General features: G+C 69.7%; 19 protein-coding genes. 4 read left to right on the top strand and 15 right to left on the bottom strand.

Translation table 11 applies throughout. The features are described from left to right. Positions 1-57 precede the first annotated feature (57 nt). Positions 58-666, top strand: coding sequence for an isochorismatase family protein (locus FHU39_RS06180; protein WP_183319545.1), 609 nt, complete (start codon positions 58-60; stop codon positions 664-666). A 7-nt stretch (positions 667-673) separates the two neighbouring features. Next, a complete protein-coding gene (locus tag FHU39_RS06175; RefSeq protein WP_183319544.1) occupies positions 674-1606 on the top strand; it encodes a GlxA family transcriptional regulator in 933 nt (310 codons plus the stop codon). A 2-nt stretch (positions 1607-1608) separates the two neighbouring features. Here the strand turns inward: FHU39_RS06175 and argH are convergent, their stop codons facing one another. From argH to FHU39_RS06100, 15 genes are all read right to left on the bottom strand, one after another. Then, the gene (gene argH, locus FHU39_RS06170; RefSeq protein WP_183319543.1) at positions 1609-3054 is read right to left on the bottom strand and encodes an argininosuccinate lyase; all 1446 of its coding nucleotides are present in this window, start codon (positions 3052-3054) and stop codon (positions 1609-1611) included. Positions 3055-3103: 49 nt separating this feature from the next. Then, a complete protein-coding gene (gene argR / locus FHU39_RS06165) occupies positions 3104-3610 on the bottom strand; it encodes an arginine repressor (RefSeq protein WP_183319542.1) in 507 nt (168 codons plus the stop codon). Between the two features lie 28 nt (positions 3611-3638). Continuing rightward, positions 3639-4568: an ornithine carbamoyltransferase gene (argF, locus tag FHU39_RS06160; RefSeq protein WP_183319541.1), complete on the bottom strand. Its 930-nt coding sequence runs from the start codon at positions 4566-4568 to the stop codon at positions 3639-3641. After that, positions 4565-5755 carry an acetylornithine transaminase gene (locus FHU39_RS06155; RefSeq protein WP_183319540.1) on the bottom strand — a complete coding sequence of 397 codons (1191 nt, stop codon included), beginning with the start codon at positions 5753-5755 and terminating at the stop codon, positions 4565-4567. The genes argF and FHU39_RS06155 overlap by 4 nt, the downstream gene beginning before the upstream one ends. Then, positions 5752-6663 (bottom strand): acetylglutamate kinase, encoded by a 912-nt coding sequence (gene argB / locus FHU39_RS06150; protein WP_183319539.1) that lies wholly within the window; start codon positions 6661-6663, stop codon positions 5752-5754. Before argB ends, FHU39_RS06155 begins: the two co-directional genes overlap by 4 nt. Next, positions 6660-7811 (bottom strand): bifunctional glutamate N-acetyltransferase/amino-acid acetyltransferase ArgJ, encoded by a 1152-nt coding sequence (argJ, locus tag FHU39_RS06145; protein ID WP_183319538.1) that lies wholly within the window; start codon positions 7809-7811, stop codon positions 6660-6662. The genes argB and argJ overlap by 4 nt, the downstream gene beginning before the upstream one ends. A gap of 76 nt (positions 7812-7887) precedes the next feature. Then, positions 7888-8934, bottom strand: coding sequence for an N-acetyl-gamma-glutamyl-phosphate reductase (argC, locus tag FHU39_RS06140; protein ID WP_183319537.1), 1047 nt, complete (start codon positions 8932-8934; stop codon positions 7888-7890). Positions 8935-9073: 139 nt separating this feature from the next. Next, positions 9074-11602 (bottom strand): phenylalanine--tRNA ligase subunit beta, encoded by a 2529-nt coding sequence (pheT, locus tag FHU39_RS06135; protein WP_183319536.1) that lies wholly within the window; start codon positions 11600-11602, stop codon positions 9074-9076. After that, on the bottom strand, positions 11602-12696 hold the full coding sequence (pheS, locus tag FHU39_RS06130; protein ID WP_183319535.1) for a phenylalanine--tRNA ligase subunit alpha: 1095 nt from the start codon (positions 12694-12696) through the stop codon (positions 11602-11604). The genes pheT and pheS overlap by 1 nt, the downstream gene beginning before the upstream one ends. A 98-nt stretch (positions 12697-12794) precedes the next feature. After that, the gene (locus tag FHU39_RS06125; RefSeq protein ID WP_183319534.1) at positions 12795-13913 is read right to left on the bottom strand and encodes a sensor histidine kinase; all 1119 of its coding nucleotides are present in this window, start codon (positions 13911-13913) and stop codon (positions 12795-12797) included. Then, positions 13910-14707 carry a TrmH family RNA methyltransferase gene (locus FHU39_RS06120; RefSeq protein WP_183319533.1) on the bottom strand — a complete coding sequence of 266 codons (798 nt, stop codon included), beginning with the start codon at positions 14705-14707 and terminating at the stop codon, positions 13910-13912. The genes FHU39_RS06125 and FHU39_RS06120 overlap by 4 nt, the downstream gene beginning before the upstream one ends. A 40-nt stretch (positions 14708-14747) precedes the next feature. After that, on the bottom strand, positions 14748-15137 hold the full coding sequence (rplT, locus tag FHU39_RS06115; RefSeq protein WP_183319532.1) for a 50S ribosomal protein L20: 390 nt from the start codon (positions 15135-15137) through the stop codon (positions 14748-14750). Positions 15138-15180: 43 nt separating this feature from the next. Beyond that, positions 15181-15375 carry a 50S ribosomal protein L35 gene (gene rpmI, locus FHU39_RS06110; RefSeq protein ID WP_183319531.1) on the bottom strand — a complete coding sequence of 65 codons (195 nt, stop codon included), beginning with the start codon at positions 15373-15375 and terminating at the stop codon, positions 15181-15183. Between the two features lie 88 nt (positions 15376-15463). Continuing rightward, complete coding sequence (gene infC, locus FHU39_RS06105; RefSeq protein ID WP_183319530.1) at positions 15464-16066, bottom strand: translation initiation factor IF-3; 603 nt, start codon at positions 16064-16066, stop codon at positions 15464-15466. A gap of 287 nt (positions 16067-16353) precedes the next feature. Beyond that, complete coding sequence (locus FHU39_RS06100; protein WP_183319529.1) at positions 16354-17745, bottom strand: cation:dicarboxylate symporter family transporter; 1392 nt, start codon at positions 17743-17745, stop codon at positions 16354-16356. Positions 17746-17872: 127 nt separating this feature from the next. On the opposite strand from FHU39_RS06100, the gene FHU39_RS06095 reads away from it, so the two are divergent. Both FHU39_RS06095 and FHU39_RS06090 read left to right on the top strand, forming a co-directional pair. Beyond that, entirely contained in the window at positions 17873-19480 is a 1608-nt protein-coding gene (locus FHU39_RS06095) for a sensor histidine kinase (protein WP_183319528.1), read from the top strand. Next, entirely contained in the window at positions 19473-20150 is a 678-nt protein-coding gene (locus FHU39_RS06090) for a response regulator (RefSeq protein WP_183319527.1), read from the top strand. Before FHU39_RS06095 ends, FHU39_RS06090 begins: the two co-directional genes overlap by 8 nt. Positions 20151-20154: the final 4 nt, after the last annotated feature.

Genomic DNA, 20154 nt, shown 5'->3' with positions numbered 1-20154 from the left:
CGGATGATGACCGGATCGGCTCTTCACCGGGCGCTCGTTCGCGGCGACGATTGGGGTATGACGCACACCGCGATCCTGGTCATCGACATCCAGCAGTCGTTCACCGCGCTGCCACGCTGGCGGGCGGTCTCCGACCCGCACATCGCCACCCGCGCGCAGCTCCTGGTCGACGACGCCCGCCGGTCCGGCGACGAGGTCATCTGGATCCTGCACGCCGAACCGGGCACCGGCACCGCGTTCGACCCGTCGACCGGGCTGGTCGAGCCCCAACCTGGACTCGACCCGGCGGACAGCGAGCCGGTCCTGATCAAGACCTCCCGTAATGCGTTCACCACCACGCGGTTACAACAGATGCTGACCGAACATGGCGTTCGCCGGCTGCGGGTCTGCGGCATTCAGACCGAGCAGTGCTGCGAGACCACCGCCCGGCTCGCAGCCGATCTCGGGTACGACGTCGACTTCGTCATCGACGCGACCGCGACGTTCCCGATCCCGCATCGAGACGCCAACCCCGACCAGCCGTACGAGCAACTCCTGCTTGATCCACGGACACTCGGCACGGCAGCGGTCATCGAACGCACCGAGTACGCGCTGGCGGGTCGATTCGCGCGGATTCTGACGATCGACGACGTACGCAGCGAACGGGCGGTGACGGTGCCACAATGACCGGATCATGACTCTTGTCGTTTTCGTCCTCGCGCCGCAGGTCCATCTGCTCGACGTCGCGGGCCCGGCACAGGTGTTCGCGTCGGCGGCCGACCTGGGCGCGACATACGACCTGCACTTCGTCGGGACACGGGCGCGGGTGGCGAGCCATCAGGGACTGCCGCTCGACGTGGCGACCTCGTGGCCGGCCCTGACGACCGACGACCTGGTCCTCGTGCCGGGCTGGAAGATCCCCGACCGGCCGGACTGGCGACAACCCGTGGACTGGACGCAATTGCAGAGGCTGATCCAGCACCACGACGCGGGTGGCACGGTGGGCAGCATCTGCGCCGGCGCCTTCGCGCTCGGTGCCGCCGGGTTGCTCGACGGCCGGCTGAGCACGACCCACCACGAGGTGCAGGACCTGCTGCAGCACCGGTATCCGGCGACCCGGGTCCTGCGCGACCGGCTGTTCGTCGAGGACGACCGGGTGGTCACGTCCGCGGGCATCGCCAGCGGGATCGACCTGGCCCTCGATCTGGTGGCCGGTCGCGACGGCCCGGCGCTGGCGGCGCGCGTTGCGCGCACGATGGTCGTCTACGGGCGCCGGAACGGTCAGGCGGAGCAACTGGGCGCGATGCTGCGCTGCCGCGATCACCTGCGTGAGACGGTGCACCGTGCGCAGGACTTCATCGACGCGCAGTTCGACCAGAAGCTGCCGCTTGCTCAGGTGGCGGCGGTCTGTGGCGTCAGCGAGCGGACGCTGACGCGGGCGTTCGTCGAGGCGACCGGTCTCACCCCGCTGCGCTACCAGCAACTACTGCGGTGCGAGAAGGCGGAGCTGCTGGTCACGCAGGGGGCGACCCGCGAAAGCGCAGCGCAAGCAGTCGGTTTCGACGACGCACGGATGCTGCGCAGGTTACGTGCCGGGACTCGGACGCGCCCGAGCTCCACCTGCTGAGCTCAGCGCACCCGCTGCGGGAAGTCGAGCTCCGCGGCCGCCCAGGTCCTGGCCGACGTGGCCGTGTCCCGGGCCTGCTGCAGTTGCTCGGCGACCCGCTGCGGTGCAGTGCCGCCCACACCGTCGCGCGACGCGAGTGAACCCTCGACGCTGAGCACCGAGCGCACCCGCGGGGTGAGCGCGGGGTTGATCGCGGCCAGGTCCTCGTCGGTCAGGTCCCACAGCTCGATGTCCCGCGATTCGCAGACACGGACGCACTCCCCCGCGACCTCGTGGGCGACGCGGAACGGGACGCCCTGCTTGACCAGCCACTCGGCCACGTCCGTCGCGAGTGCAAAGCCCTGCGGCGCAAGTGAACTGAGCCGATCGGCGTGGAAGGTCAGCGTGCCGACCATGCCGGAGAATGCAGGTAACAGCACCTCGAGGGTGTCGACCGCGTCGAACACCGGCTCCTTGTCCTCCTGCAGGTCCCGGTTGTAGGCCAGCGGCAACGCCTTGAGCGTCGTCAGCAGCCCGGCCAGGTCGCCGATGAGCCGGCCTGCCTTGCCGCGGGCGAGTTCGGCGACATCCGGGTTCTTCTTCTGCGGCATGATGCTGGACCCGGTCGAGAACGCATCGTCCAGCGTCACGAACGAGAACTCCTTGGTCGCCCAGAGCACCACCTCCTCGGCGATCCGGGAGACGTCGACAGCGGACATGGCTGCCACGAAGGAGAACTCGGCCACGAAGTCACGCGACGCGGTGCCGTCGATCGAGTTGCGGGTCGAGCTGCTGAAGCCCAGGTCCTGCGCGACCGCCTGCGGGTCCAGCCCCAGCGAGGAACCCGCCAAAGCACCTGAACCGTATGGCGATTCGTCTGTCCGGCGGTCCCAGTCGCGGAAGCGTTCGACGTCACGCAGCAACGCCCACGCGTGCGCGAGCAGGTGGTGGGCAAGCAGCACCGGCTGGGCGTGCTGCAGGTGCGTCCGACCCGGCATCGGGACGTCGGCGTGCTCCGCCGCCTGGGCCACCAGCGCATCCACGACGTCGAGCAGCAGCATCGACACGGAACGAGCGTGATCGCGCAGGTACATCCGGAACAACGTGGCTACCTGGTCGTTGCGGGATCGCCCGGCGCGCAGCCGGCCACCGACGTCGGCCCCGGCGCGTTCGATCAGACCGCGTTCCAGCGCGGTGTGCACGTCCTCGTCGTCGGCGGCGGGTTCGAACGCTCCGCCGCGCACGTCGTCGGCCAGCTGCTGCAGTGCGGTCAACATGGCGTCGAGCGTCCCGTCGTCGAGCAGACCCGCCCCGTGCAGCACGCGCGCGTGCGCCTTCGAGCCGGCGATGTCGTAGGGTGCCAGCCGCCAGTCGAAATGCGTCGATTTCGACAACGCAGCCAGCGCGTCGGCCGGGCCACCGGCGAAGCGGCCGCCCCACAGGCTCAGTCGTTCTTCGGAGTCGGTCACTGCATGCTCACTCTCAGTCGTGGTCGGTGTTTTGCATCGTCGTCGGTCTTCAGCCTTCGCCGGCCATCTCCAGCAGGGTCGCGCTCACCTCGGTGGCGCGCCCGTCGGCCGCGATGATCAGAATCGTGTCATCCCCGGCGATGGTGCCGAGCACGTCCGGCAGGTCCGCACGGTCGATCGCGGAGGCCAGGAAGTTGGCGGCCCCGGGCGGGGTGCGCAGGACCACCAGGTTGCCGGAAACCGTTGCCGTGACGAGTAGTTCAGCACAGATCCGCCGGAGGCGGTTGTCCGCCTCGGCGGCGTCGGCACCGGTGACCAGCGCCCGGTCACCGCCCTCACCCGGCACGGCATACACCTGCTGTCGCCCGAGCCGCACCTTCACCGCGCCGAGGTCCAGCAGGTCACGGGACAGGGTGGCCTGGGTGACGCGGATACCGTCCGTCTTCAGGCGCTGCGCGAGCGACGCCTGCGAACCGATCGACTCGCGGGTCAGGATGTCGACGATGCGCTGCTGGCGCGCCGCCCGGCTGCTCGCGAGAGAGCTGTCGTTCGTCATCGACCTCGACCGATCCGGCTGCGTGGACTCATGATTCGAGCAGGAACGACAGCACTGCCTTCTGCGCGTGCAACCTGTTCTCGGCCTCGTCCCACACCACCGACTGTGGTCCGTCGATCACGTCCCCGCTGATCTCGAAACCGCGGTAGGCGGGTAGACAGTGCATCACGATCGCGTCCTGCGCCGCGTGGTCCACCAGGCTGCGGTCGACCGCGAACTTGGCGAACGGGCTCTCGACGCCCTTGCGGTCGTCCGCCTCGGCCTCCTGCCCCATCGACACCCACGTGTCGGTGATGACGACGTCGGCACCCAGGACGGCCGAGATCGGGTCATCGGTGACGCTCACGGACCCGCCGGTTTCGGCGGCGATCTCACCGGCCCGCTGCAGGATGTCCGCACGGGGCTGGTGCGTCGAGGGTGCACCGATGCGCACGTGCATGCCGGCGGTGGCGCCGCCGAGCAGGTAGGAGTGCGCCATGTTGTTCGCGCCGTCCCCGACATACGTCATGGTGAGCCCGGCGAGCGCGCCCTTGTGCTCGGTGATCGTCAGCAGGTCGGCCAGGATCTGGCAGGGGTGGAAGTCATCGGTCAGCGCATTGACCACGGGGACAGTGGAATTCGCCGCCATCTCCTCGATGCGGTCCTGCCCGTAGGTGCGCCAGACGATCGCGGCCACGTGGCGCTCGATCACCCGGGTCACGTCGGCGACCGACTCGCGCGTCCCTATCTGGGCGAGGTTGCCGTCGACCACCATCGGGTGGCCGCCGAGTTCGGCGACGCCGACGGTGAACGACAACTGGGTTCGCAAGGTCGGCTTGTCGAAGATCAACGCGACCACCTGCGGGCCTTGCAGCGGGCGCAGGGCGAAGCGGTCCGCCTTCAGCGCAGCGGCGCGTTCGAGCACGGTGCGCTGTTCGGCCGGGGTGAGATCGTCGTCGCGCAGGAAATGCCTGGTCATTCTTCGGTTGCCTCCTGGATGATGTCGGGGAGCGCGGACACGAGTGCGTCCAGCTGCTCGGCCTGTATGACGAGCGGGGGCGCCAGCCGAATCGCTTCCGGCGCAACGGGATTGATGATGAAACCGGCGTCGCGGGCGGCCGTTGCTACCGCAGCACTGATCGGCCCGTCGAGGGTGATGGCACGCAGCAGCCCCTGGCCTCGTACCCCGGTCACGTGCGGGATGTCTGCGGCTGCGACGGCCGACTCCAGGTGCTCGCCCATCCGCTGGGCGTGGTCGAGCAGGCCTTCCTCCTCGATCGCCCCGAGCACGGCGAGCCCGGCCGCCGCCGCGAGCGGATTGCCGCCGAACGTCGTGCCGTGCTGACCTGCGGTCAGCAGGGCCGACACGTCGGGTCCGAAGGTGACCATGGCGCCGATCGGCACGCCGCCGCCGAGTCCCTTGGCGAGCGTGATCGCGTCCGGCACGATCCCGGCGTGCTGGAAGCCGAACCAGGTCCCGGTGCGGCCGATGCCGGTCTGGATCTCGTCGATGATCAGCAGCGCCCCGGCGGCCCGGGTGATGTCACGCGCCTCCCGCAGGAAGTCGACGGCCGGCGCGATGACGCCGGCCTCGCCCTGGACGGGTTCGAGCACCACGGCGCTCGTGGTCTCGTTCACGGCGTCGCGCAGGGCGTCCGTGTCGTCGTACGGCACGTGGGTGACACCGGGCAGCAGTGGCTCGAACGGCTCCCGGTAGGCGGCCTTGTGGGTCAGCGCCAGGGCGCCGGTCGTCCGGCCGTGGAAGGCGTGCTCCGCCGCGACGATGCCGGTGCGACCGGTGCGGCGAGCCAGTTTGATCGACGCCTCGATCGCCTCGGCCCCGGAGTTGCCGAAGAAGACCCGCGACCCCGCCGGAGCTCCGGAGATCTCCAGCAGGCGTTCGGCGAGCAGAACCTGCCCGGGCGAGGTGAAGAGGTTGGAGATGTGCAGCGCCTCCGAGGCCTGCTTGGAGACGGCGGAGACCATCGCCGGGTGCCCGTGGCCGAGCGCGTTGACTGCGATGCCGCCGACCAGATCCAGGTAACGCCGGCCGTCGACGTCCCAGACGTAGCAGCCGTCACCGTGCGACAACACAAGCGGTGGCGTGCCGAACACCCCGAGGATGCTGTCCGAATACCGTTGTAACCATTCGTTGTTCGTGGTCATGATGCCTCCGGGTCATCGGGGAGGACCATCGTGCCGATGCCCTCATCGGTGAAGATCTCCAGCAGGATCGAGTGTGCCGACCGGCCGTCGACGACGTGGGTCTGCGGCACGCCGCCGCGGATGGCGCGCACGCAGGCCTCCAGCTTCGGCACCATCCCGGCGTCGACGTGGTGGAGCAGCTCCTCGGCCTGGCTGACCGGCAGCGAGCTCAGCAGGCTGTCCTTGTCGGGCCAGTCGGCGTAGACGCCTTCGACATCGGTGAGCACGACCAGCTTGTGCGCCCCGAGGGCGACTGCCAGCGCTGCGGCTGCGGTGTCCGCGTTGACGTTCAGCACCTCGCCGTCGTGGTCCAGGTCGGGTGCCACCGACGACACGACCGGGATACGCCCGGCCGCGAGCAGGTCTTCGACCGCCTCCGGGTTCACGGTGACGACATCGCCCACATGGCCGATGTCCACCGTCTCGCCGTTGACGACAGCACCGCGGCGGCGGGCGCCGAACAGTGCGCCGTCCTCGCCCGACATACCCACCGCGAGCGGACCGTGCTGATTGATCAGGCCGACGAGTTCGCGGGACACCTGCCCGGTGAGCACCATGCGCACCACATCCATCGCCTCGGTCGAGGTGACCCGCAGGCCGCCCTTGAACTCCGATGCGATGCCGAGCCGGTCGAGCATGGCCTGGATCTGCGGGCCTCCGCCGTGCACGACGACGGGGCGCAGGCCGGCGTAGCGCAGGAACGCGACGTCCTGCGCGAAGCTCGCCTTGAGCTCGTCGTCGACCATGGCGTTGCCGCCGTACTTGACCACGACGAGCGCACCGCGGAAACGCTCCAGCCACGGCAGCGCCTGGACCAGGGTGTTCGCCTTGACCGTCGCCGTCGCCAGATCGGTGGGAATGCGCTTCATGTCGAGTAGGCCGAGTTCTCGTGGACGTAGTCGTGGGTCAGGTCGTTGGTCCAGATGGTCGCCGTCTCGTCGCCGGCGTCGAGGTCGACGACGATGTGCACGTCCCGGCCGGTGAGGTCGACCAGGTTGCGATCGTCACCGACGCCACCGTCGCGGCACACCTGGATCCCGTTGATGCACACGCCGAGCCTGCCCGGCTCGAACGCCGCCTTGGTGGTGCCGAGAGCGGCGAGGATGCGGCCCCAGTTGGGGTCCTGCCCGAAGATCGCACACTTGAAGAGGTTGTTGCGTGCGATCGCCCGGCCGACCTCGAGGGCATCCTCCAGTGTTGCCGCGTGCACGGTCTCGATGGTGATGTCGTGCGCCGCGCCTTCGGCGTCGCCGATGAGCTGTTGCGCGAGGTCGGTGCAGACCTCGGTCAGCGCCGCACCGAACTGCGCGGGGTCGGGCCGCGCGCCGGACGCACCGGACGCCATGAGCAGCACGGTGTCGTTGGTGGACTGGCATCCGTCGGAGTCGACCCGGTCGAAGCTGACCGACGTCGCCGCGCGGAGCGCTTCAGACGCCTGCGTCGGGTCGATCAGGGCGTCCGTGGTGACGACCACCAGCATCGTGGCGAGGGCGGGCGCGAGCATCCCGGCGCCCTTCGCCATGCCGCCGACGGTCCACCCGTCGCCGGTCGACACCGCCTCCTTGGCCACGGTGTCGGTTGTCATGATCGCCTCCGCAGCAGCGGAACCACCCTCTGCTGAAAGGGTTTCCACCGCTTCGTCGGCGCCGGCGAGCAGCTTGGGCATCGGCAGGAGTTCGCCGATGAGCCCGGTCGAGCACACGACCACGTCACCCGCGGAGACGCCGAGTCGGTCCGCCAGGTGCTCGGCCGTTGCGTGGGTGTCGGCGAAGCCCTGGCCGCCGGTGATCGCGTTGGCGCCGCCGGAGTTGAGGATCACCGCGTCCACCCGGCCGTCCGTGACGACCTGGCGTGACCAGGTCACCGGGGCCGCCTCGACGCGGTTGCTGGTGAACACCGCGGCGCCGACGTGCTCGGGGCCGTCGTTGACCACGACGGCGACGTCCGGCTTCCCGCTGGGCTTCAGACCGGCCGTGACGCCGGCGGCGCGGAAGCCCTTGGCGGCGGTGACACTCATGCTGTCGCTCCTTCGGTGGTGTCGATACGGGGCGCGTTGCTCGACCCTGCTCGACCGGCGAGGTCGGGGTGCAGGATCACGGTGCCACGCCCGTCACGGGAAGACCGAGCGTTTCGTCGAATCCCCGTGCCAGGTTGAGACATTGCACCGCTCCCCCGGCCGTCCCCTTGGTGAGGTTGTCCTCGGCGGCCACCACGATCAGCCGGCCCACCCGCTCGTCGACCGCCACCTGCACCTGGACGTTGTTGGACCCCAGGACCGCGCCGGTGGACGGCCACGCGCCTTCGGGCAGCAAGTGCACGAAGGCCTCCTCGTCGTACGCCTGCTGATAGGCGGCGCGCACCGACTCGGCGGTCACACCGTGCGCCAGCTTGGCCGAGCAGGTCGCCAGGATGCCACGCGGCATCGGTGCGAGCGTCGGCGTGAACGAGACGGCAACGGGCACCCCCGCGGCGCGTGAGAGGTTCTGGTCGATCTCGGGCGTATGCCGATGTCCGCCGCCGACACCGTACGGACTCATCGAGCCCATGACCTCTGCCCCGAGCAGGTGCGGCTTCAACGACTTGCCGGCGCCGGAGGTCCCGCTGGCGGCGACGATCACGACGTCCGAGCTCGCCAGACCGGCGGCGAACGCCGGCGCAAGGGCCAAGGAGCAGGCCGTCGGATAGCAGCCCGGCACCGCGATGTGCGACTGACCGGCGAGCTGCACCCGCTGTTTGGTGCGACCTTCGACGAGCAACTCCGGCAGGCCGTAGGCCCAGGTCCCGGCATGCTCGCTGCCGTAGAACTGTTGCCACGCCTGCGGATCCGACAAACGGAAATCGGCCCCGCAGTCGATGACGGTCACGTCGTCCGCGAGGTCGCCGGCCATCGCCGCCGAGGCTCCGTGCGGCAGCGCGAGGAACACGACGTCGTGCCCGGCCAGGGTTCCCGCCGTGGTCGGCGCAAGGATCCGGTCCGCCAACGGAGTCAGGTGCGGCTGGTGTCGTGCCAGCGGGTCACCCGCCGACGACGCAGCGGTCACCGCCCCGATCGACACCTCGGGATGCCCGATCAACAGGCGAAGGAGCTCACCGCCGGCATAGCCACTGGCCCCGGCCACTGCAACTGACAACACCTGCATGACTATACATGATTACGCATACTCATGCTGCCCACTCTCGAGAGGACACGAACGGCACCGAGCGGACACGAAATGCACCGCGATCCGGCCCGCAAGCCGGTGCATTACGTGCCCTGTCGGTGGTTGCTGGGCCTCTCGGTCAGGCGCGCTGAACGGCGCCGGTGGCCGCCGCCGCGGCGACCACTGCAGCGTCCCTCGCGGCGTTGACCTCCTCGGTCTTCAGAGTCCGGTCGGCCGCCCGGAACCCCATCCGGTAGGCGAGTGACTTCTTCCCCTCTCCCGCCTGATCACCTTGGTAGGCGTCGAAGAGCACGATCGACTCCAGCAACGGACCCGCTCCCTCTCGGAGCGCGGACTCCACTGCTGCCGCCGTGACCTCGCGATCCACCACGAGAGCGACATCGCTGCTCGCCAGCGGCATCGTGCTGATCTGGGTCGAGCGGACTGCCTGGTCGCTCACCGCGATCAGCACGTCGAGGTCGATCTCAGCACCCACTGTGCGCGCGGGCAGGCCGAGCCGCTGCACGACCTTCGGGTGCAACTCTCCCGCGTGTCCGACGAGTGTGCCGTCGGGCAGGGTGAACTTCGCGCACCGGCCCGGGTGGTATGGCGCCACGTCATCCGCGCCCGCCACCAGCGGAACTGCCAGCGCCTCCGCGATGCTGCGGACGGCAGCGGCAGCATCGCTCCACTCCGCCTGCCTGCCCGCGCCCCACCAGCCGCTGCGCTCCACCTCACCGGCCATGAGCAGGCCGATGTGGCGTGGCTGCGGCGGCACGGCGGCACGGATCCGGGTCAGCGCCTCCGGCCCCGGGAACACCCCTACCGGCGAGGTCGGAGCAGGCTGTTGACCGTCCTCCAACGCCACGACCAGACCCTGCTCGAAGATTGCCACGTCCTTGATGCCACGGGCGACGTTGCGCTTGAGCGCGTCGACCATCGTCGACAGGACCGAGATCCGCATCAGCGGTTGCTCCTCGGAGAGCGGGTTCGCGATCCGCACCGTCCGGGCACGCGCCGCGTCCGCCGGCCAGCCCATCGCCTCGTGCCGTTCATCGCTGACGAACGGCGCCGACCAGATCTCGCAGAACCCTTCCGCCGCCAGCACATCGGTCACCAGTCGGCGGACCTGCTGGGCGTGCGTGAGGCCACGGCCACCGGGCGGGGTCGGCAGCACCGACGGGATCTTGTCGTATCCGACCACGCGGGCCACTTCCTCGACGAGGTCCGGCCCGGTCTGCAGGTCGGGCCGCCACGACGGTGCCGTCACATGCCAGGGCACCGAGGTCGAGTCGATCTCGCACCCGACGTCCTGCAGCACCTTGGCGACCTGCTCGTCGGAGTACGACATGCCGACCAGCGAGGAAGCCAGCGCTGGATCGAAGTCGACCCCTGCAGCTTCCGCGGTGTTGTCGACGTCCGTGACACCCGCGTCGGCGGTGCCGCCGCCGAACTCCACGAGCAACTGCACGACGAGTTCGACAGCTGCCGGCGCGAGCTGCGGGTCGACGCCGCGCTCGAAGCGACGCGAGGCCTCCGACGGCAGCTTGTGCCGACGCGCCGAGCGCGCCACGGTGATCGGGTCGAAATGGGCTCCCTCGATCAACAGGTCGGTCGTGGAGTCGCTCACCTCGGAGTCGAAACCGCCCATGACACCCGCGATGCCGAGGCCACGCTCACCGTCGTCGGTGATCAAGAGGTCTTCGGGGAAGAGCGAACGCTCCTGGCCGTCAAGCGTTTTCAACGTCTCGCCGTCCCGCGCGCGACGCACGACGATCGGCCCGTCGATGGTGGCCAGATCGTAGGCGTGCAACGGCTGCCCCAGACCGAGCATCACGTAGTTGGTGATGTCGACCGGAAGCGAGATGGGTCGCATACCCGCCTCGGTCAGCCGTGTCGCCATCCAGGCGGGCGTCGGTGCCGCGACATCGACCCCGCGCACGGTGCGAGCCACGAAGCGGTCACAGCCGACCGTGCCACGCAGCGGTGCAGCGTCCTCGATGCGGACCGGGTGCCCCTCAGCGTTGTCCGAGGGAGCGGCGGCACCGAGCTTCGCCGTCGGGTCGGTGAACGGAATGTCCTTGGACAGTGCGTATTCGCGCGCCACCCCACGGATCGCGAAGCAGTAACCCCGGTCGGGCGTGACGTTGATCTCGACGGTCTCACGGTCCAGGCCGAGCAGTGGTATGACGTCCTGGCCCGGCGTCAGCGGGACACCGGGCACCCGCTCCGCGAGACGGATGATGCCGCCGGACCCGTCGTCCGGCAGCCCCAGCTCGTCCGCTGCGCAGATCATGCCGGCCGAGACGTGACCGTAGGTCTTGCGCGCCGAGATCGCGAACCCGCCGGGAAGTTCCGCACCGGGAAGCACCACCACCACGAAGTCGCCCGGCGCGAAGTTGTGCGCGCCGCAGACGATGCCCTGCGGTTCGCCGGTCCCGTTGGCGTCGCCGACGTCGACCGTGCACCAGTTGATCGTCTTGCCGTTCTTCTGCGGCTCGGGCTCCATGGTGCGGACCCTGCCCACGACGAGCGGCCCGGTGACCTCGCCGCCGTGCAGGCCCTCCTCCTCGAGGCCGACCCGCACCAGCGTCGCCGCGACGTCGGCCCCGGTCGCACCGGCGGCCAGCTCGGCATACTCCCCCAGCCAATCCAACGGAATCCGCATCAGATCTCCATCCCGAACTGCGCGTCGAAACGCACGTCGCCCTCGATCAGCTCCCGCATGTCCGACTGCCCGGTGCGGAACTGCAGTGCCCTGTCGATGCCCATCCCGAAGGCGAATCCGGTGTAGACGTCCGGATCGACCCCGCACGCCCGCAACACGTTGCGGTTGACCATGCCGCAACCGCCCCATTCGATCCAGCCGGTGCCGCTGCAGGACCGGCACTCCGGGTCCGTGCCACGGCACACGAAGCAGCGCAGGTCCATCTCGGCGGACGGCTCGGTGAACGGGAAGAACGACGGGCGCAGCCGCGTCGTGATGCCTTCGCCGAAGAGTTCACTCGCCATCCGGTCGAGCGTGCCCTTCAGGTGCGCCATGGTGATGCCCTTGTCGACCGCGATGCCCTCGATCTGGTGGAACGCCGGCATGTGGGTCGCGTCCAGGTCGTCGGTGCGGAAGACGCGGCCGATGCACCCGACGTACAGCGGCACCCCGCGTTCCAACAGTGAACGCGCCTGCACCGGCGAGGTGTGGGTGCGCAGCACGAGGCCGCTGTCCTCGGGCGCGATGTAGAACGTGTCCTGCATCTGCCGGGCGGGGTGGTCGACGTCGAAGTTCAGCGCGTCGAAGTTGAACCACTCGGCCTCGATCTCGGGCCCTTCGGCGATCTCCCAGCCCATCCCGACCAGCAGGTCGGCGATGCGCTCACCCATCAGTTCGACCGGGTGGCGCCGACCGAGCGGCCGGCGAGCGGGCACCATCGTGACGTCGACGGCCTCCTCGACGAGGATGCGCTCGTCCCGTTCGGCCTCCAGTTGCGCCTGCCGCTCCTTCAGGGCGGCGCCGACCTGACCACGTGCTTGGCCGACCCGCTTGCCCGCCTCCGCCTTCGCCGAAGGCGGGAGCGCACCGATCTCGCGGTTGGCGAGTGCGAGCGGGCTCTTGTCCCCCTGGTGCGCCGTCCGAGCGACCTTCAGCTCCTCGAGGGTGCCCGCCGCGGCGAACGCGGCCAGGGCATCCTGGACGGCTTGCTCGATGGCACCGGGGTCGAGGGCGGCCACCTCGACGGGATCGTATGACGTGTTGGGACCTGACACGCTGCCCAAGTCTAAATCACCCCACGAAGTTCTCCTCCGCTGCGCTCCTCCGATACTTCGCGGGGACCCCGATCCGGTCACACCGTTGTCCGAACAGTTCAGGCGCTCGCCTGCGGCCCACCGTCCGCCGGCAGCGTCACCCGAAACGTCGCGCCGTCCGCCCGGTCCAGCACTTCGATCGTGCCACCGTGCGCGCGCACCAGGCCGTGCACGACATACAGACCGAGACCGTTGCCGCCGTGGCGTCCCCGCGCCTGCCAGAAGCGGGAGAAGACCAGTGCCCGGTGCTCGGGTGCGATGCCGGGCCCGTCATCGGAGACGTCGAACCGGACGCTGCCGCTGCGCTGTTCGACGGTGATCGTGACCGGACCGCCGCCGTGCCGGACTGCGTTCTCCAGCAGGTTGGACAGGATCTGGGTGAGTCGGTCGGGGTCCGCCTGCAGCGGCACCTCGCTGTCGGCGCTGAGGACTCGGAACGGACCCGAATCGGTGGCGGCGGACTCCATCCGCTCGATCGCGGCGTCCAGTTGCGCCAGCAGATCGACCTGGCGGAGGTTCAGAACCAATCTGCCGGCATCGATGCGGGAGATGTCGAGCAGCTCCGCCACCTGGCGCTCCAGCCGCGCGGCGTCCGCCTCGATGGCCGCCACCATCCACAGCTTCTGATCGTCGCGCAGCTGGGTCCAGCGGTTGCGCAGCGTGTGGGAGAAGCCGCGCACGGCACCGAGTGGCGAGCGCAACTCGTGCGCGACGGTCGTCACCAACGCAGCCGTCTCGGCCTCGATGCGGTCGCGAACGGTCGTGCTGCGCATCGTCATCACCAGCCACTGCAGGGTGCGCTGGGCGCCGCTGCGCACGTGCCGCGTCGCGACCAGCACGCTTCGACCCCCGGGGAGCACCAGCCGCTGCTCGGGTGAACCGCTGCGGGTGCGCAGCCCACCCCAGGGGTCGTCGGTCGCCCAGTAGGAACGGCCGTCGACACCGGTGAGTGGCAGCACGTCGCGGACGTCCGCGCCGAGCCGGTCGGTGAGCCGGATCCCGGTGAGGCGCTCGGCACGCCGGTTGACGAGCACGAGCTTGCGTTCGGCATCGGCCACGACCACGCCCTCGGGCAGCTGCTCCAGCAGCGCCCGGTAGAGCACCAGCGCAAGCTCGGGCTCCACCCCGTCCGGTGCACCGCCGGGTTGCCCGGGACCTCGGTCCCCGAGGGAACTCATGACGTGGCCCGGTCGGCGCTGGCGTACATGCACACCGTGGCGGCGAGTGCGAGGTTCAACGACTCGGCGTGCCCGTGGATCGGCACGCGCACCACGTCGTCGGCGAGTCCGCGGATCTCCTCGTCGAGTCCCCACGCCTCGTTGCCCATCAACCAGGCGTGCGGTCCGGACAGGTCGGCCGCGGGCAGCAACGTGGTGCCTGCGCCGTCCGCCGCCAGGACCCGGCGGCCGCGGGCCCGGCATGCCGCGATCAGCCCGGGGACGTCGCCGCCGAGGGCGATCGGCAGATGCCACAGCGAACCCGCCGTCGACCGCACCACCTTGGGGTTGTAGAGGTCGACGCTCGCGTCGGACAGGATGACCGCTCGGGCCCCCGCGGCGTCGGCGGAGCGTATGACGGTCCCGGCGTTGCCGGGATCACGCACGTGCGCGAGCACGACGACGAAGCCGTCAGCGGCCGCCAACGCGTCGGCGACCGGGACGTCGACCGGCCGGCACACGGCGACGATGCCCTGGGGGTGCTGGGTGTCGACCAGGGCCGACATGACGGCCGTATCGCACTGGTGGACAGGCAGGTTCGCGCTCCGCGCAGCGTCGATCAGGTCGCCGTGCCGGCCCTGCGCCGAGCCCTCGACATACACCTCGACGACCGTGCCGGGAGCGAACCGGAGCACCTCGCGCACGCCCTGCGGGCCGTCGACGACGAAGCGCCCCGCGCGTTGACGCGCAGAACGCCGGCCGAGCGCCCGGACCGCCTTCACCCGCTCCGCGCGGGGGTTGGTGAGGACGGACAAAGCGGCTCGGCCGGCGTTCGAGAATGCCTTGGGTGCTCGGTCAGGCGACCGAGTCGGCCTTCGCGTCGGTGGTCGAGGGCACGTTGGCCTTGGCGATCTCCACCAGCGCGGTGAAGGCGGCGGCGTCGTTGACGGCCAGCTCGGCCAGCATGCGACGGTCGACCTCGACCTCGGCGGCCTTCAGCCCCTGGATGAACCGGTTGTAGGTCATGCCGTTGGCGCGGGCACCGGCGTTGATGCGCTGGATCCACAGGCGACGGAAGTCACCCTTGCGGGCGCGACGGTCGCGGTAGCTGTAGCCGAGGCTGTGGGTGACCTGCTCCTTGGCCTTGCGGTACAGGCGCGAACGCTGTCCGCGGTAGCCGCTCGCCTGCTCCAGAACGGTGCGGCGCTTCTTCTGGGCGTTGACCGCCCGCTTCACGCGTGCCACGTGAATCTCCTTCTAGTACGTGTGGATTTGAGTGAAGCGGGGCTTACTTGCCCAGCAGCTTCTTGATCTTCTTGCTGTCGGGGGCCGACGCCTCGACGTTGGGCACCAGGCGGCGGGCCTGGCTGCTGGTGCGCTCCTGGAACTTGTGCACGTGGCGTGCACGCTGCCGGATGACCTTGCCGGACCCGCTGATCTTGAAGCGCTTCTTGGCGCCGCTGTGGGTCTTCATCTTCGGCATCGCCGAACTCCTTCGTTACGTGACGTACCCGCCCGCCGTAGGGCAGGGCTGGCTTGCGAACTCACGCGCAACGGGCGCGCGAGGTGGCTCAGGCTTCGGCGCTCGCGGTCTGCTCCGCTTGCGCCTTCTCGCGGCGGCGCCGGCCCTCGGCCCGTGCCTCCGCCTTCTTCTTGGTCGGTCCGAGCACCATGATCATGTTGCGGCCGTCCTGCTTGGGCGCGCTCTCCACGAAGCCCAGCTCCTGGACGTCGTCGGCGAGCCGCTGCAGCAGCCGGAAGCCGAGCTCCGGGCGGGACTGCTCACGCCCGCGGAACATGATCGTCACCTTGACCTTGTCGCCCGCCGACAGGAACCGCTCGACGTGGCCTTTCTTGGTGCCGTAGTCGTGCGGGTCGATCTTCGGGCGGAGCTTGATCTCCTTGATGACGGTGTTGACCTGGTTCTTGCGCGACTCGCGGGCCTTCATGGCGGCTTCGTACTTGAACTTGCCGTAGTCCATGAGTTTCGCCACGGGCGGCTTGGCCTGGGGTGCGACCTCGACCAGGTCGAGGTCTGCTTCGGCGGCCAGCCGCAGCGCGTCCTCGACGCGCACGATGCCGACCTGCTCTCCGTTCGGCCCAACCAACCGCACCTCCGGAACCCGGATGCGGTCGTTGATACGAGGCTCAGCGCTGATGTGAAGCTCCTTCATTCGTGTTCGATGCTGCTGCGGGAAACGAAGAAAGGCTCCTCGTCACCCAGAGGGTGCTCGAGAAGCCTCAGCCTGCAGCACAATGGTGACGTGGTCACCGAGCCGTCGTATGACGTCAGCGGTGACCACTCATCACTGGACCGGACCTGGCGGCATGCCTGCCGCGCGAGGTGGAAGCTTCCGCTTCTCTTGCACACCGGACCGGCTCACGCCGGACCAGTCGGTAAGTCAATGGTAACAGTGCCGTCCTCGACGCCGAAATCGAGGACGGCACTGCCGTTACGGCGTCAGCCGACGGGCACCGGCTCGCCGGGTGCTGTCGCGCTCGGCGGGGGTTCCACCGCCGCCGCGGGTGCGTCGACCTCGAGCATGCTCTCGTCGAAGGGCGCCGCGCCGCTGAGCACGGCGGTCAGCTGCTGCCTGTCCAGGTTGCCGGTCCAGTGTCCGACCAGCACGGTGGCGATCGAGTTGCCGGCGAAGTTGGTCAGCGCCCGGGCCTCGCTCATCATCCGGTCGATGCCGACGATCAGCCCGACCCCCTGGACCAGGTCGGGGCGGTGCGACTGCAGGCCACCGGCGAGGGTTGCGAGGCCGGCACCGGTGACACCCGCAGCGCCCTTGGACGCGATCACCATGAAGACCAGCAGGGAGATCTGCTGCCCGAGGCTGAACGGCTTGTCCAACGCGTCGGCGATGAACAGCGATCCCATCGTCAGGTAGATCGCGGTGCCGTCCAGGTTGAAGGAGTAACCGGTCGGGACCGTGATGCCGACCACCGGACGGGAGACGCCCAGGTGCTCCATCTTGGCGATCAGCCGCGGCAGCGCCGACTCCGAGGACGACGTCGACAGGATCAGCAGGAACTCGCGGGCGAGGTAGCGCAACAGCGAGAAGACGTTCACCCGGGCGGACACCCACAGGATGGCCCCGAGGACGCCGAACACGAAGATCGCACAGGTGATGTAGAACGCGATCATCACGACCGCCAGGCCCTGCAGGGCCTTCCAGCCGGTGGCGCCGACGACCGCCGCCATCGCGCCGAAGGCGCCGACCGGCGCGACATACATGATCATCTGCATCAGCTTGAAGACCAGCCGCTCGCAGTGCTTGATGCCGGCCAGGATCGGCTCACCGGCCGGACCCAGCTTCTGCAGCGCGAAGCCGACCAGCAGCGCGACGAGCAGGGTCTGCAGCACCGATCCGGACGTCAGCGACGACACCAGGGTGTCCGGGAGCAGGCCGAGCACGAAGTCGACCGTGCCGCTGGCCTCGGTGCTGACCTGGCTGTGCCCGGTCGCCGCCAGCTCCTTGGTCAGGTGCAGGCCCGAGCCGGGATGTATGACGTTGCCGACGACCAGCCCGATGGCCAGCGCCACCGTCGACATGGCCAGGAAGTAGCCGAGCGCGAGGCCGCCGATCCGGCCCACCTGCGCGGCTTTGCGGACCGAGCCGATGCCCAGGACGATGGTGCAGAAGATGATCGGCGAGATCATCATCTTGATCAGGTTCACGAACCCGGTGCCCAGCCATTTCAGCTGGATGCCGAAGTCCGGCCAGATGATGCCGACGGCGATGCCGGCGATCATGGCGGCGACGACGGCGACATACAGGTAGTGCGTGGTGTCTTTGCGCCGCGACGGAGTGCCGTCGGGTGCGGTGCCCTTCACAGTTGAGGTCATTGTCATCTCCCGTGACTCGTGTCCCCTGCCGGATGTGGGGAACGTCCACGACAATGGCCGGTGACGTGACGCAGGTCACCGTTGTGTTCATTGAGTTCACCGTGTGCGCCAGCGGACAGGAGCCACCATGCGCCGAGTAGTGCCCGTGCGGTCGCCGCGCCGGTGGTCGGTCGCGACGCAGACGTTCGCGCTGCAGGTCGTGGTCGGACTGCTGGTCATCGCGGCGGGGGTGGGCGGGGCGTTCCTCCAGGCGCGTCGCTACAGCACCAGCCGGGCCACCGCACAGGTGCTGGCGGTCGCCACCTCGGTGGCCGCGACGCCGCAGGTCGTCGCGGCGCTGCACAGCGACGATCCGTCCAAGACCCTGCAGCCGCTCGCCGAAGGTGTCCGCAAACGCACCGGCACCGATTTCGTGGTCATCATGAGCCCGGCCGGGACGCGCTACAGCCATCCCAACCCGGCGCGCATCGGTGAGAAGTTCGTCGGCCACATCGCCCCGGCGGTCGCCGGCGGTGAGGTCGTCGAGGACTACACGGGGACGCTGGGGCCGTCCCGCCGTTGTGTCGTCCCGGTGACCGACCGTGGAAGGGTCATCGGGCTCGTCTCGGTCGGGATCCGCAAGCAGGCCGTCAGCCACCGGGTCACCGAGCAACTACCGACCGTGCTGGGTGCCGGGCTGGCGGCGGCCCTGCTGGTCGGGCTGGGGACGGCGCTGGTCACCCGGCGGGTCCGCCGGCAGACCCGGGGGTTGCGCGCGCAGGAGCTGCAGGAGATGTACGACTACTACGACGCGGTCCTGCACGCGGTGACCGACGGGCTGCTGCTCACGGATCTGACCGGCCGCATCCGCATCGCCAACGACGAAGCGGTCCGCCTGCTCGGCCTGCCGGAGGACTTCACCGAGCGCCCCGCCGACGAGCTCGGGCTGCCGACCCCGATGGTCGCGACGCTGACCGACGACGTCGTCCGGCACGACGAGCTGCAGCTCGCCGGTGGGCGCACGCTGGTGGTCAGCAAGGCCGTCGTCGCGCCGGGCGGGCGATCGCTCGGGTATGTCGTCACGATGCGTGATCGCACCGAACTCGTCGCATTGACAGGGGAGCTCGACTCGACCCGCAGTCTGGCGGAGGCCCTGAGGTCGCAGACCCACGAAGCCTCGAACCGACTGCACACCATCGTCTCGCTCATCGAGCTCGGCCACGCCGACCGGGCCCTGTCGTTCGCCACCGAGGAGCTCGACCAGGCGCAGGGGCTGGCCGACCGGGTGGTCGGCGCGGTCGACGGCGAACCCGCTCTCACCGCGCTGCTGCTCGGCAAGTCCGCGCAGGCCCGCGAACGTGGCATCACCCTGCGGATCGACCCGGACACGTCCTGGCCGGAGAACGCGATGCCGACGGCGGACCTGGTGACGGTCGTCGGCAACCTGGTGGACAACGCCTTCGACGCGGTGGGCGAGCTGCCGGGCGAGCGGGTCGTGAGCTTCGCCGCCGGTGCGTCCGGCGGCCGGGCGACCCTCACCGTCACCGACAACGGACCGGGCCTGTCCGGCGACGTGGAGCAGGCGTTCCGCCGCGGGTACTCGACCAAGGACTCCGGGCACGCCGGACGACGCGGGGTCGGCCTGGCCCTGGTTGCGCAGACCGTGGACCGCTTGCACGGCACCATCGAGGTGCGCGACGATCCGACGCGTTTCGTCATACACCTGCCCGTCCCGGGAGGAGACCCGAATGTCTGAGATGCAGGTGCTCGTCGTCGAGGACGAGCCGATCGCGGCCGAGGCACACACCGCGTATGTCGGACGCGTCGACGGGTTCCGGGTGGTCGCCACCGTCGGCACCTGCAAGGAGGCCATCCAGGTGCTGCAGGAGCGGCCGGTGGACGTGGTGCTGCTGGACATGAACCTGCCGGACCGGCACGGGCTGGAGATCCTGCGTGCGCTGCGGTCGGCGCGGCACCGGGCGGATGTCATCGCGGTGACGTCCGCGCGCGAGCTCGACGTCGTGCGGTCGGCGGTGTCGCTGGGCGTCGTGCAGTACGTCCTCAAGCCGTTCACGTTCGCGACGCTGCGGGACCGTCTGGAGGCCTACCGGGCCTACGCCGAGCACGCCTCCGCCGGCTCGGCGGTGGCCAGCCAGTCCGAGGTCGACGAGATGTTCGGCGCGCTGCGTCCGGCGAAGGCGGTGCAACTGCCCAAGGGGCTGTCCGAGCAACTGCTCGACCGGGTCAGCGCGGTGCTCCGCGACTCCGGCGACGGCCTGTCGGCGCGGGACCTGGCCGGACGGCTGCCGGTGAGCCGGGTGACCGCGCGGCGTTACGCCGAATACCTCTGCGAGACCGGGCTCGCCACCCGGCGCTCACGGTATGCCGGAGCCGGTCGCCCCGAGGTGGAGTACCACTGGGGGTGACGGG

This window comes from Flexivirga oryzae, assembly GCF_014190805.1.
Taxonomy (GTDB): domain Bacteria; phylum Actinomycetota; class Actinomycetes; order Actinomycetales; family Dermatophilaceae; genus Flexivirga; species Flexivirga oryzae.
This window is presented reverse-complemented; position numbering and strand designations above follow the sequence as displayed.